The following is a 13,003-nucleotide window of genomic DNA, read 5'->3' as shown; positions in this document are numbered from 1 at the left end:
ATTTTTCTCCGACATCAACAAAAATAGTCAAAATTGTTGGTAGCTTCATAATTGAACTACTTGTGAGCATATACCTGTTGGGTAAAAGCGTCTACCCATTGCAGATATTGCTCACCTGCGATGTCTGCTACGTCGTTATGTTCTGCTTTGGGAACTAAAAGCAGCTTTTTGGGTTCGGGAGCGGCTGCGTAAAGTTTTTGGCTCATGAAATAAGGTATGGTGGAATCGTTGGTGCCATGAATAAATAAAACAGGCATTTTTAACTTCGGTAATTTTTTAATAGATTCAAATCTTTGCGTCAAAATTAAATCAATCGGGAATAGGGAAAATGAATTTCGATAAGCGACTACTTCCCGGATTGAAGTAAAAGAACTTTCGACAATTAATCCCGCAGCTTCTGGGTGTTTGACAGCTAAATCAATAGCGATCGCACCCCCTAGGGAATGTCCATAAATAAAAATGTGGTTTGGGGGAATTTTCTGCTGTTGTACTAAATAGTTCCAAGCCGTCATTGTATCCTCATACACTTGCATTTCGCTAGGAAAAGTGCCTTTGCTCAAACCATAACCCCGATAATCAATTAACAAGACTGAAAACCCTAATTTATAAAATCGGCTAGCGTGGCCGACGTTGGCGCTGATATTGAGGCCGTTTCCATGCAAATACAACAATACTTTGCTATCAGCTTGTTTACCTTTAATCCACCAACCGTGGATATGCTCCACCTTTCCTGATGCCAATTTTATCGGTATCCAAACGTCCTCATAGGGGAGATTAAATAGCTTGGGCGTTTTTGTAATTTCACTGGTGGGAAAAAAGATCAAGCGCGGTTGCTGAACAAATAGAAATAGGCAAAATCCACAATAGGCGATCGCTGCAAACGAGAGAAATACAAGTAGCAAATAAAACAACGTATTTACAGAAAAATGCAGCTTCTTGATATTCATGGACGAGATTTTTTTGTTTTCATATGTATTTAACAATACAATGAATATCCTAATCTAAATGGGTTTCACATTTTTAAATTAGTATTAAAGCTAGTATACAAAATTTATATAAATTTTGTTAATAAGTATTTATGGTTACAAAAAATTGAGTAAATTTACTATTTAAAAAATAAAACAGCAAAAGGCAATCTGTGTAAAAATGCCTTTTGCCGTTACGCCACCATTTGCGAATTAGGCGACTATCAACTCGGAAGTATTTTCAGATAACGCACTATCCTGGACTAAAGAGCGAGTTTCGCCTTGGCGTTGTAGCAGACCGCCAACCATTGCTAACATGGCGTTGACTTTGCGGGTGCGCCATTCATCGACTAATTGCTGTACTTGGTTTGGAGTCATGCGCCGTGTCATTGCTTCATAGAGATATGCAGCATGGCCAGTTTCGTCTTGGGCGATGCTCAACATTCCCTGTTTGAGATGGCGACTGACAGGATCTTGATCAGGTAGCACATTAGCCATGCGTGCAAAGTCTTTGCTGGCGTCTAATTCTAGAATGTAGGTGCTAGCCATAAACACATTCCAGTCGATGACGGCGGGTTTGAGCTGTTCTGAGGTGTAGCCTTGAAAGAAAGCAGCAAAAAACGGACTGCGCTGCTGTGGCGATTTATTTTCAGATTTTGGGGGTTGATTTTGAAAATCGATAACTTGTTTATTGATCTGTTTTAAAGCATGAGCAAAAATATGACCATGTTTGGTTTCATCCGCTGCATGTTTTTGGAGTTTTTCTGCTAGCCAAGCATCACCTTCACTAGCGGCCCGATCGCTGAGTGTCGAGAGAAAAGGAACAGAGCCAGATTCAGCTAATTGAAAGCTTGCAAGCACGTTAGGGCGGGTTTGAGGATCGCGGATCTGGGCTGCAGAATAATAAGCCACAGCACCCGAACCAACCAGATGCATAACAGAAGTCCAGAAGTTCATCAGAAATTCCCACTGACTCGAACGAGTTTACATTTTTTATCCTAATCCCCATTTAATTTTTACTATTTTGATTTTGCTAGTATCATCCTTCAGAGAGATTTGGGGCGAGAAAATGGGTAGATTTAATCAACAGGTGCTGATTTGGCTGTATGCGGCGATAATCATTTTAGGATTGATGGGGTGCGATCGCTTTTTCGGTAATTCTGGAGATTTAGTCGAGCGCGTCAGTGATGGTGATACCTTAGTGGTCAAAGACGCCAATAACAAAAATTTGAGTATCCGTTTTGCTTGTATGGATGCGCCAGAAATAGCCCATTCCTCTAAAGAAAAACAAAGCAAACGCCCAAGCGATCGCAATCAATTTGCTTGGGGACTGAAAGCCCAAGAACGGTTACAACAGTTAGTCAAACAAGGAGGCGATCGCGTCACCTTAAATATTACCGACAGCGATCGCTATGGCAGAAAGGTAGCAGAAGTCCGCTTACAAGACGGTACTTTCATACAACAAGTCCTGATACAAGAAGGTTTAGCTAAAGTGTATCGCCCCTACTTAAATAAATGTCCCAGCAAAGACATCTTGCAACAAGCCGAAGCACAAGCCAAGCAGCAACGGCTAGGAGTTTGGGGTGATGCTAAATTTACTAACCCTTGGGAGTATCGCAGCTTCAATAAATAATTTTTGCCAATTCTGGATCAAGGTACGCTTAATTCTTTTGAGATGCTGCTGATTGTAAATATGAATTTGTTTCGCGCAAAGGCGAGCCAGTGCGTTGCGGGGGTTCCCCCCGTTAAAGCAACTGGCGTCGCAAAGGTGCAAAGGTACAAAGAAAAAGAAAGGTATTTTTGGTATTTCATATTCCAATTCAGCAACGCCAGAAAACGTATCAGCGCATGGTGACAAATTCTTCAGCAGAACTAGGATGGATACCAACGGTAGCATCAAAATTAGCTTTAGTTGCACCCATTTTAATAGCGATCGCTATTCCTTGAATAATCTCTGGTGCATTTGTCCCCACCATGTGTGCGCCCAGCACTTTATCAGTTTTCTGATCCACCACTAGCTTCATCATGGTTTTTTCATCTTTACCAGCCAAGGTGTAGTACATCGGGCGGAAGCGACTGCGATAAATTTTCACCGCATCACCATATTTTTCTCTGGCTTCTGCTTCGGTTAATCCCACAGTTGCAGCTTCTGGTGTGGTAAAGATGGCGGTGGGCACATTTTCATAACTCATGGTGCGAGATTTCCCGCCAAACATGGTATCAGCAAATGCCCGCCCTTCATTAATCGCTACTGGCGTCAGGTTGATTTTGTTGGTACAATCTCCCACCGCATAGATATTTTCTTCGGCTGTGCGGCTGTATTGATCAACTACTATCGCCCCGTCATGCAATTTGACACCAGTATTTTCTAAACCCAAATTGTGTGTGTTTGGTTTGCGACCAACTGCAGCTAAACTCACCGCATCTGCAATCACGGTTTCTTCTGTTCCTTCTTCACCCCGCACTGTGACTTTGACGCCGGCGGTATCTTTGTCTATGGCTATCAGTTGAATGTTGTTGAGCAGCCGAATCCCATGATTAATTATGGCTTGCTGAATTTCCGATCGCAGATCGTCATCGAAGCCGCGCAAAATCATCTCACCACGAATTACTTGGGTAACTTCGGTTCCCATTCCGTTCAAAATGCAAGCGAATTCTGTACCGATGTAACCTCCTCCCAAAATTACTATGCGTTTGGGTTGTTCTTTGAGGTGAAAAATGTCATCGGAAGTAATCGCGTGTTCAATTCCCAAAATGTTCGGTCTGATGGGGTGTCCACCAACTGCAATCAAAATTTTGTCAGCGGTGACTTGGCGTTCGCCAATGGCGACGGTGTGATGATCAACGAATTGACCATATCCCTTGATCAGTTCCACCTTGGAGTTATCCAACATCCGTTGATAAATTCCATTCAGGCGCGTCACCTCATTGTTAACCGCCGTAATCATCTTTTCCCAATCGATAGAACTCTCAACTGGACTCCAGCCGTAACCTTGAGCTTCTGCAAACAAATCGGGAAAATGAGAGGCATAAACCATCAACTTTTTCGGGACACAGCCACGATTGACGCAGGTACCACCTAGGCGGTCAAATTCCACAATCCCTACCTTAGCGCCATATTCAGCCGCCCGCCTTGCAGATGCAATCCCACCGGAACCTGCACCAATTACCAATAAATCAAAATCGTAGGTCATGTGTACTCCCAGGAATAGCGATCGCTTGTAGCGGTATTTATACACAGTAGGGGCACATACCCCTACTACATATATACTTCACTATCTCAACATTAGACTGCGACTGTAGTTTTAGCTTCTTTCAGGTAAGCTAGCATGGTATCTGCGTCGGAAACTTCAAACGGATCAAGAGGGCAATTGTCATCGTAGCCTGACTCGATGAAATATTTTTCAATCTTGCCGTCGTCCACTACCATCGAATAGCGCCAAGACCGCAGACCAAAGCCCAGGTTAGATTTATCAACTAACATCCCCATTTTGCGGGTGAATTCCCCGTTACCATCGGGGAGTAAGAAAACATTTTTAGCACCTTGTTGCTTACCCCACTGGAACATCACAAAGGCATCATTGACAGAGATGCAAATCACTCGATCAATTCCCAAGGCTTGAAATTCTGTGTAGAGTTCCTCATAACGAGGCAGATGTGAGGTGGAACATGTGGGGGTGAAGGCTCCAGGCAAGGAAAACACTATAACACGCTTGCCACCGAAGATTTCTTGCGAAGTCAAATCTTGCCAACGATAAGGGTTTGGGCCGGGAATTGACTCGTCACGGACGCGGGTCTTGAAGACAACGTTAGGTACTGTGGTTCTCATAGTTGTATGCTCTCTGGATAAAAGTTAACTGTGTGCGGGAACAAGGAACAGAAATTAAAATTAGCCCATCCATCGCTGAAATTACAGAAAAAAGGGGATGGAATACTGTTTCCTTTGATTTGTGAAAGCGGTTGCTGTCGTATATCAGAATAATTCTGATTTAAGAAATACTCAATAGTTATAAATACTTAAATAATTTATTTTTTCTAAACTAAGATGAATTATTAAAAAAAGACTATAATTTTAGATAGAAAACATTCAATGTAGCCGCAAGTATGCAGCACCAAGCAAGCGCGATCGTTCAAACCTTAAAATCCAAGGGTTTGAGGGTAACTCCTCAGCGGTTTGCGGTTTATGCAAATTTGTTATCTCGCGCCGATCACCCGACAGTTGACCAGCTGCTCACTGACTTGAATAAAGATTTTCCGGTGTCATCTCAGGCGACAATCTACACCTCATTACAAGCGCTCACAGAAGTAGGTCTGGTTAGAGAAGTGCTTTTAGAAGAAGGAGTTTGCCGTTATGATGCGAACGTGCAACCCCATCATCACTTTTGCTGTTGTCGATGTGGAGCAATTGAAGATATTGCTTGGGATACTTTCGAGTATATACAACTGAAGAGTCTGCGTCCTGGGTTGCGTGGCGAAACTTATGAAGTCACAGTTCGAGGAGTGTGCGATCGCTGTGCTCCAGAATCGGTAGATGAACAGTGATTGGCAAATGAAAATGTAGAGACGTAAAATTTTACGTCTCTACATTATTTTAATTAATTTGTCAATTGTTTACTGCACTCTGGTAGGGAAAGCTCCAGGTTGGACAGCTAAATTGAGACTTTGGCCATTGCGTCGCAATTCCAAGCGCACATCGCCACCAACTTGAGCACTTTCCACAGCACGTTGTACACCACTAGCGTCTGTAACCGCTTGACCATTAAGCTTGAGGATGACATCACCGGGACGAATTCCCGCTTTAGCCGCTGGTGAATTCGGCACAACTCTCACCACTAAAACGCCTCGATCTTCATTTACTCTCAAACCTAAATTAGGGTCAGAATTAATATTTTGCTTTAATTCCGGCGTCAGTCCCACCATCTGAATTCCCAGATAAGGATGCTGAACTCTACCTGTAGTAATTAACTGATTAGAAATACGTTGTGCGGTGTTGATGGGAATAGCAAAGCCTAAACCTTGGGCACCTTGAATAATCGCTGTATTCATCCCAATGACGTCACCACGAGCATTTAGCAAGGGTCCGCCAGAATTACCAGGGTTAATCGCTGCATCAGTTTGAATGTATTCTACGCGCTTATCAGGAGCACCAATTTGATTACTAGAACGTCCTGTAGCACTGATAATTCCCGTAGTTACAGTATTATCTAAACCGAGGGGATTACCAATAGCGATCGCCCATTGTCCTGGTTGGAGTTGATCAGAATTACCCACTGTTACTGTCGGCAAATTATCTGCTTGCACCTTAATCACAGCCACATCTGTTAATTCATCTCTCCCTACCACCCTACCTTGCAAGCTCCGCCCATCTTTGAGGATAACTGTCACATTATCAGCACCATCAACTACGTGGGCATTAGTCAAAATCCGCCCATCCTTACTGATAATAAAACCTGAACCGGTACCCCGTTGCACCCTTCTTTCAGGGGAGGGTAATTGAGAACCAAAGAAGCGACGGAAAAACGGGTCATTAAATTCGTCTGGTATCCGACTTGTAACCGTGCGAGAAGAATTAATTCGCACCACCGCAGGACCCACTCTCTGTACTACCTGTGTGACAAAGTTAGGATCTGTACTAGATGGTACTGGAGGAGCAGCATTTACCGGACTCACAGCCAAATTTGATGCACTCTCAGAAACCCGTTGATGATTCCCGGCTAAATAGCCACCTGCTAATGTCATCCCAGACCCTAAAAGCACCAGCGATAGAGATGCGGCTGCTTTTGTCAGGGATGCATGACGATAGGGTTTTGAGCCAGAGGTGCTTGATGAAATATCTTTTGAGAGATTTTCTCCGTCGCGTGGTTGTTTTTGCATTTGCCGTCTGGAAAGATATTTAGATGTACTACTAATATAGATATTTTTTTTGACACTTTTGTTGCTGGGGTATTGCACTAGTGTAAAAAGTTTGGTATGTGCCTGGAGCATGGGACACTCAGGATTGTGCAACGACAAATCACAAATAACCAATAGCAAATGACAAAACCTAAGATTTTTATTGACGGAGAATCGGGAACTACTGGCTTACAGATTCACTCGCGTCTCTATGGGCGAGATGATATCGAGATCGTTAGCATTGAAGCGTCTAAGCGCAAAGATGCGACTGAACGGGCGAAACTGATTAATGCTGTTGATGTTGTGATTCTTTGCTTACCTGATGACGCAGCCCGCGAAGCTGTCAGCTTAGTCAGCAATTCCCCGGTGAAAATTTTGGATGCTAGCAGCGCCCATCGGACAGCTAAGGGCTGGGCTTATGGTTTTCCTGAATTGAATCGAGGACAGCGAGAAAAAATCGCCAGCGCCCAATTTGTGAGTAATCCGGGTTGTTATCCGACAGGCTTTTTAGCTTGTGTGCGGCCGCTGATAGTTGAAGATTTGCTACCCCGCGATTTTCCCATCACTATTAATGCGGTGTCTGGCTACTCTGGAGGTGGGAAAAGTCTGATTCAAAAGTATGATACCTTCCATGAGCAGCAAGCTGGGGTGACATCACTTTCGCCCTACAGCATCTATGGGTTGCAATTTGGGCATAAGCATGTTAAAGAAATGCATGAATATTCCGGGTTAGCATCGCCGCCGCTATTTGTACCTGCGGTGGGAGATTTTGAGCAGGGAATGGTGGTGCAGGTGCCTTTAGTGTTGGGGAATTTGCCACAGCCGCCGTCGGGTGAGATGCTTCATAAAGCGATCGCTAACTACTTCCAAGGAGAAAAATTTGTCCAGGTAGCTCCCTGGAGAGATTCTAGTACACTGCGAGATGGAATTTTTCTAGAAGCGATCGCTGTGAATGGTACTAACATTGTTCAAGTTTTCGTTTTCGCCAACGACACCACCAAAGAAGCGCTTTTAGTTGCTCGCCTCGACAATTTAGGCAAAGGAGCATCAGGCGCCGCCGTCCAAAATCTGAATATTATGTTGGGTTTGCCAGAAGATTTAGGGCTATGAAATGGGTATTGGGGAATGGGGGGATGGGGTGATGGGGGAATGGGGGGATGGGGTGATGGGGGGGATGGGGAGGAGGGGGGATGGGGGGATGGGGTGATGGGGGGATGGGGAGGAGGGGGAGGTGTGGGAGGTGTGGGAAGTGTGGGAAGTGTGGGAGGTGTGGGAGGAGGGGGAGATTATTTGCAGTTATTTGGTTTGCAATTGGTGTTTTTGCAACTCCAATTGCTGTTTCAACGACAGCATTTGCTATTTCCGCGACAACAATTGATGTTTCAACGACAGCATTTGCTATTTCCGCGACAACAATTGCTGTTTCAACGACAGCATTTGCTATTTCCGCGACAACAATTGCTGTTTCAACGACAGCATTTGCTATTTCCGCGACAACAATTGCTGTTTCAACGACAGCATTTGCCATTTCCGCGACAGCATTTGCTATTTCAACGACAGCATTTGCCATTTCCGCGACAGCATTTGCTATTTCAACAACAGCATTTGCTATTCCTCATGACCCCCCATCCCCCCATCCCCCCATCACCCCATCCCCCCATTCCCCACACTTCCCACACTCCCCACACTCCCCACACTTCCCACACTTCCCACACCTCCCACACCTCCCCCTCCTCCCCATCACCCCACCTCCCCACACTCCCCACACTCCCCACACTCCCCACACTCCCCATCACCTATTCCCCATGTCCCAAATCGCGACAAATTCCAAATACCGAGGTGTAACCATGGATAAATGTGTTCCCACCTATGGGGCCGATTTCGCCGCCGCAGAAAAAGCCGCCGACGGGGATGTCTTTGATGTAGCGTCTGAATAGTTCGGAATCGAAATTTGGTTGACCGTAGAGTCCTTCACCGCGCCCTACACAAGAAAACATCAAAGCTCCCAATGCGGATGATTCTGTTTCTCGTTGATGCTGATATTGTTGTAGGAGTAATTCCAAATCTTCGGCTGAGGCTTCTGCGTCGCGGAGGTGAAATTGTAAACGCTGACCGGGACGAACCCGATCGCCGATAGCGATCGCTCCGGCTGAGGGGTCTACACCTAAAATGCCGCGAATTAAGAAATCTCCTTGGTGCAAAGCTAGTTTAAACCCATCCATTGCCACACCCACAAACAGCGAGTGTTGAGCTAGCATCCGCTCTTTTTCGCTGAGATTAGCAATTACGTCTCGCAAAACTACCAATGGGACTTGTTCATCAAGTTCCAAAATTATATTGCGTTCGGCTTTTGTCACTTGTAATGGCTTACCAATTGGTCGGCATCCTTGAGCAACAATTGTTTCTAGAACAATGTTGCCACTTAAAGCCAAACCCAGTGTTCCTTCACGATACATACCTGAACACAGTCCGTTATGAGTATCGCTACAAAACAAAGCCGTGCGTCCGCTCATTCCCCCGGCGCTGGCTTGTCCCCCTACTGTTACCGAACCTGGATAAGCAAAATCTAATCCTTGTAATAAATCGTTGATCCCTGACGAAAAAGAACTGCAAAGTAAGATGAACTGGGGTGTGGGTGAAGGTGGTACACCGATGAGATCAACCCAAGCATCGGGTGAGCTATCTAAGTCTGGTAATTCTTCTGATATTATATGAAAAACTTGCAAATCTACCCCTGGCAGATGGGCTAAGGTTAAACTCAGCGCTGCTTCAGCTTCTAGTTCTTGAGTTTGTCCATCGGTGGTTGTGCCAATCACACCACCACCACTGCAGCCAACGAGCACAGATACCGAAAGTTTTTCAGCCAACAATGGCAAAAGTCGAGAATACTCGCTTGCAAATGCAGATGAAATGAATACTAACCCTAAATCCGCTGGTGCGGATAATAATGATACAGCCCGTTCTACCACTTCTGTAACAGCTGCTTCCAAAGAGGGACGGGTTGACAGGGCGTTTGCCCACTGCATTTTTTCTGCCATGAGTTTTAGGCTTCTTTCTCTTGCGAGGCTATTAGTTTTTGTTTTTGCTTCTGGAAAGAATTACATCTTCAAAGAGTTGACATTAGCCAACTTTATTGTTTTCAGTAGTTTGTCAATCCCAGGCAGCGAGGGTGATTATTCCCAACTATCTATGTTGAATGTATTGTACGATTATACTTTTGTTGTACTGAGTCTACCAAATCTTAAAATATAAATATAGATATAGTATTGATTCCCTTATTTATTGTATTAGTAATTGATCATCAGGCTAAAATACCTACTGAACAGCTAAGTAGTTAGAATGGTGAATATATAGAACAAAAAACTGCCCTTTTTGAAGTTTTTCTATACTGGTATTAACACCACACAACGAGACTAAAGCTATGAGCGACATCCAAGAAAAAATCCAAGATGAAGTTGAGCAAGCCCGCACTGTCTGCGATACCTCAGGTAGCAGCTCGGCTGAGTGCGCTGCGGCTTGGGATGCAGTTGAAGAATTGCAAGCAGAAGCTTCTCACCAACGCCAAAGCAAGCAAAAAAACTCTCTGGAAAAATACTGTGATGATAACCCAGAGGCGGATGAATGCCGACTCTATGAAGACTAGGCTTTTACCCATCTAGCTTGCGCGTCTTTTGATTCAAGCTGTGCAAAGCTTATAAACAAGCAACCAGAACCTATTTACTGATATCTTGCATCTGGGCGCTACTTCCGTCTTCAGTTTTACTCAACTGTGCAATTGAGCTAGGCTTGAGCGCATCTTTTGGGGTGAAAGACACTAGCAAAGTTAAAGCTTAGGTTTTACCTTCCTGGGCTGGTGCTGCTAGATAATTGAGGAATAGAGTTGCGTCGCGCCCATAGCCTGGGGATAAGTTTTTTAACTTTCCTTTACCAGGCTGTTGATGATTGCAAAATGTGAGTATATTAGCACTGAGTTGCTTGTTTTTTTTGCCTAGTAAACTTCTCTAAACGGTATCTGTGCAAATCTTTTTAGTTAATAGCTAGCTAATAACAGCATAGATGTCATAAATTTGGGAGATGATTTGCGGTCAAAAGTATTTAATTTATAGTCTGGTAAAACTATGGGAAATGATATTTGGTTTCGACCTTTTGTTTGGATTGATTATCGACTGGCGTTGTTATTCACAGTGATTATTCCCTTAATTTTGGTGATTTGGGCATTTGTGCAGAAGGCGGAAGCGATACAACGCTTGTTAATTATCTATTGGCGAGTGGCTAGTTTATTGGTAATCACGCTTTATTTGATGATTGGCGGGTTTGGGGTAAGTTTTATCTCTGGATTAATGGCGCGGATTTTGATTCCGATTTCCTTGTGGTTCTGGGTGGATTTGAATGATGATGTTGAGTATCAATCTAGCGGGCCGTTGAAACTGATTTTTGCTTCTTGGCGCTGGGCTGTGAGTGTTTATAGCGTTTTAAGTGCGATCGCTTATATACCTTTTTTGGGTTGTGCTTTCTCGGAAGCGGCTTTCAAAACTCCCTACTGTAGCGTTTGCTTAGAAGCTCCGTTACTGTTTAAAGATTATTTCCACGCCAATAGCAAACCGGGATTCCTGGGATTTTTGGGAATCCTGGGCTTAATCGTTTACGTGCTTTATTTAAGTTACTTTGTGCTCGTCAAGCTGGGTAAACAGGGACGTTCAGCAATGCCACAGTAATTGAAAGATGAGGAACAACAAATAATAATTAATTGGGGACTTCTCCTGCGGGCTGAAAAATCCCCAATTAGCTCTAAATACCTAATCTTTGGTACACTTCTTGTAGATGTTTAAGATGTTGTTGTGGATCGAAACAGTCTGCAATCTCGGCTGGTGATAAGATTTGTGTGACAAGCGGATCTTGGCTGATTAAATCGCGGAAGTTTCCTTCTGGTTTGTTCCAAGCTGTGTGGGCGTTTTGTTGAACGATCGCATAAGCTGCTTCTCTGGTGGTTCCTTTCTCTACCAAGGCTAGTAGTACTTTTTGGCTAAATACTACGCCACCATAACAGTTGAGATTTCGTTCCATGTTCTCAGGGTAGACTAAAAGGTTTGTCACTAATTCGGTAATTTCTACCAACATAAAATGGGTGAGAATGCAAGCATCAGGCAAAATTACCCGTTCTACGGAACTGTGAGAAATATCTCTTTCATGCCATAGGGCGATATTTTCTAAAGCTGCGCCTGCGTGACTTCTGACTAATCGCGCCATTCCTGTGAGTCTTTCAGAACGAATAGGATTGCGCTTGTGAGGCATAGCGGAGGAACCTTTTTGACCTTTGGCGAAGAATTCTTCGACTTCTAAAACGTCCGTTCTTTGGAGGTTACGAATTTCTACGGCAAAGCGTTCAATGGATGCGGCTATTAATGCTAATTGTTGCACATAATCGGCGTGGCGATCGCGGGAAATAACTTGTGTTGAGGCACAATCGGCTGTGAGTCCGAGTTTTGCACAAGCGATCGCTTCTACTCTAGGTTCAATATTGGCATAAGTCCCCACCGCACCGGAAATTTTGCCGACTGCAATTGTAGCGCGGAGAATTCGCAAGCGTTCTTGGTGTCGCAAAACTTCTGCTAGCCACCCAGCTAGTTTAAAACCAAAGGTGATTGGTTCTGCATGAATTCCGTGCGATCGTCCAGCCATCACCGTATAGCGATGTTCTCGCGCTTTTGTGCGAATTGCTGCAATCAAATCTGCTAACCGTTGCGACAAAACATCTAAGCTGCTGACTAATTGCAATGCTAAAGCCGTATCTAGCACATCAGAGCTAGTCAAACCTAAATGAATATAACGCCCTGCATCACCTACATACTCATTTACATTTGTCAAGAAAGCAATCACATCGTGGCGGACTTCTGCTTCAATTTCTAGCACTCGCTTTGGGTCAAAATTTGCCTTAGCTTTAATTTCCTCAACCGCCTCAGAAGGAATGTAACCCAGTTCAGCTTGAGCCTCACAAACCGCAATTTCTACTTGTAACCAAGTTTTTAGCTTATAGGCTTCACCCCAAAGATTGCCCATTTCCGGCAAAGTATAACGCTCGATCACAATCCGCCACAGAATACAACCGTCATATTTTACATTTTAATTCCATCGGTTGGTGCAAAGAG

Annotated in this window: 13 protein-coding genes; 6 read left to right on the top strand and 7 right to left on the bottom strand. The window is 44.1% G+C overall.

All coding sequences use genetic code 11. The features are described from left to right. Window positions 1-56: 56 nt before the first annotated feature. Together MIC7126_RS0101695 and MIC7126_RS0101690 are read right to left on the bottom strand one after the other, a co-directional pair. The gene (locus MIC7126_RS0101695; RefSeq protein WP_017651384.1) at window positions 57-947 is read right to left on the bottom strand and encodes an alpha/beta hydrolase; all 891 of its coding nucleotides are present in this window, start codon (window positions 945-947) and stop codon (window positions 57-59) included. 231 nt (window positions 948-1,178) lie between these two features. Further along, window positions 1,179-1,922, bottom strand: coding sequence for a hypothetical protein (locus MIC7126_RS0101690; protein ID WP_026099960.1), 744 nt, complete (start codon window positions 1,920-1,922; stop codon window positions 1,179-1,181). Between the two features lie 112 nt (window positions 1,923-2,034). Between MIC7126_RS0101690 and MIC7126_RS0101685 the strand changes: the two genes are divergently transcribed. Then, on the top strand, window positions 2,035-2,598 hold the full coding sequence (locus tag MIC7126_RS0101685) for a thermonuclease family protein (RefSeq protein ID WP_017651382.1): 564 nt from the start codon (window positions 2,035-2,037) through the stop codon (window positions 2,596-2,598). Between the two features lie 208 nt (window positions 2,599-2,806). Here the strand turns inward: MIC7126_RS0101685 and gor are convergent, their stop codons facing one another. Together gor and MIC7126_RS0101670 are read right to left on the bottom strand one after the other, a co-directional pair. Then, window positions 2,807-4,159: a glutathione-disulfide reductase gene (gor, locus tag MIC7126_RS0101675; RefSeq protein WP_017651380.1), complete on the bottom strand. Its 1,353-nt coding sequence runs from the start codon at window positions 4,157-4,159 to the stop codon at window positions 2,807-2,809. A gap of 92 nt (window positions 4,160-4,251) precedes the next feature. Next, window positions 4,252-4,794, bottom strand: a complete 543-nt coding sequence (locus MIC7126_RS0101670) for a peroxiredoxin (RefSeq protein ID WP_017651379.1) — start codon at window positions 4,792-4,794, stop codon at window positions 4,252-4,254. 275 nt (window positions 4,795-5,069) lie between these two features. Here MIC7126_RS0101670 and MIC7126_RS0101665 point away from each other — a divergent pair, with 275 nt between their 5' ends. After that, window positions 5,070-5,507, top strand: a complete 438-nt coding sequence (locus MIC7126_RS0101665; protein ID WP_017651378.1) for a Fur family transcriptional regulator — start codon at window positions 5,070-5,072, stop codon at window positions 5,505-5,507. A gap of 69 nt (window positions 5,508-5,576) precedes the next feature. Here the strand turns inward: MIC7126_RS0101665 and MIC7126_RS0101660 are convergent, their stop codons facing one another. After that, window positions 5,577-6,839 (bottom strand): HhoA/HhoB/HtrA family serine endopeptidase, encoded by a 1,263-nt coding sequence (locus MIC7126_RS0101660; RefSeq protein ID WP_026099959.1) that lies wholly within the window; start codon window positions 6,837-6,839, stop codon window positions 5,577-5,579. Between the two features lie 159 nt (window positions 6,840-6,998). Between MIC7126_RS0101660 and argC the strand changes: the two genes are divergently transcribed. Both argC and MIC7126_RS31080 read left to right on the top strand, forming a co-directional pair. Continuing rightward, the gene (gene argC / locus MIC7126_RS0101655; RefSeq protein ID WP_017651376.1) at window positions 6,999-7,967 is read left to right on the top strand and encodes an N-acetyl-gamma-glutamyl-phosphate reductase; all 969 of its coding nucleotides are present in this window, start codon (window positions 6,999-7,001) and stop codon (window positions 7,965-7,967) included. 15 nt (window positions 7,968-7,982) lie between these two features. Next, window positions 7,983-8,702, top strand: a complete 720-nt coding sequence (locus MIC7126_RS31080; protein WP_154655800.1) for a hypothetical protein — start codon at window positions 7,983-7,985, stop codon at window positions 8,700-8,702. Here MIC7126_RS31080 and MIC7126_RS0101635 read toward each other — a convergent pair. Beyond that, window positions 8,654-9,895, bottom strand: coding sequence for an FIST signal transduction protein (locus MIC7126_RS0101635; RefSeq protein ID WP_017651374.1), 1,242 nt, complete (start codon window positions 9,893-9,895; stop codon window positions 8,654-8,656). The two genes, MIC7126_RS31080 and MIC7126_RS0101635, sit on opposite strands and share 49 nt — an antisense overlap. Before the next feature lie 383 nt (window positions 9,896-10,278). Here MIC7126_RS0101635 and MIC7126_RS0101630 point away from each other — a divergent pair, with 383 nt between their 5' ends. Next, a complete protein-coding gene (locus tag MIC7126_RS0101630; RefSeq protein WP_017651373.1) occupies window positions 10,279-10,500 on the top strand; it encodes a Calvin cycle protein CP12 in 222 nt (73 codons plus the stop codon). 475 nt (window positions 10,501-10,975) lie between these two features. Beyond that, window positions 10,976-11,572, top strand: coding sequence for a DUF3177 family protein (locus MIC7126_RS0101625; protein ID WP_017651372.1), 597 nt, complete (start codon window positions 10,976-10,978; stop codon window positions 11,570-11,572). A gap of 73 nt (window positions 11,573-11,645) precedes the next feature. Here the strand turns inward: MIC7126_RS0101625 and purB are convergent, their stop codons facing one another. Further along, the gene (purB, locus tag MIC7126_RS0101620) at window positions 11,646-12,941 is read right to left on the bottom strand and encodes an adenylosuccinate lyase (RefSeq protein ID WP_026099958.1); all 1,296 of its coding nucleotides are present in this window, start codon (window positions 12,939-12,941) and stop codon (window positions 11,646-11,648) included. Window positions 12,942-13,003 lie beyond the last annotated feature (62 nt).

Origin of the sequence: Fortiea contorta PCC 7126, from assembly GCF_000332295.1 — a bacterium.
Classification (GTDB): domain Bacteria; phylum Cyanobacteriota; class Cyanobacteriia; order Cyanobacteriales; family Nostocaceae; genus Fortiea; species Fortiea contorta.
The sequence above is the reverse complement of the archived record's forward strand: the minus strand, read 5'-3'. Positions and strand labels throughout refer to the sequence as shown.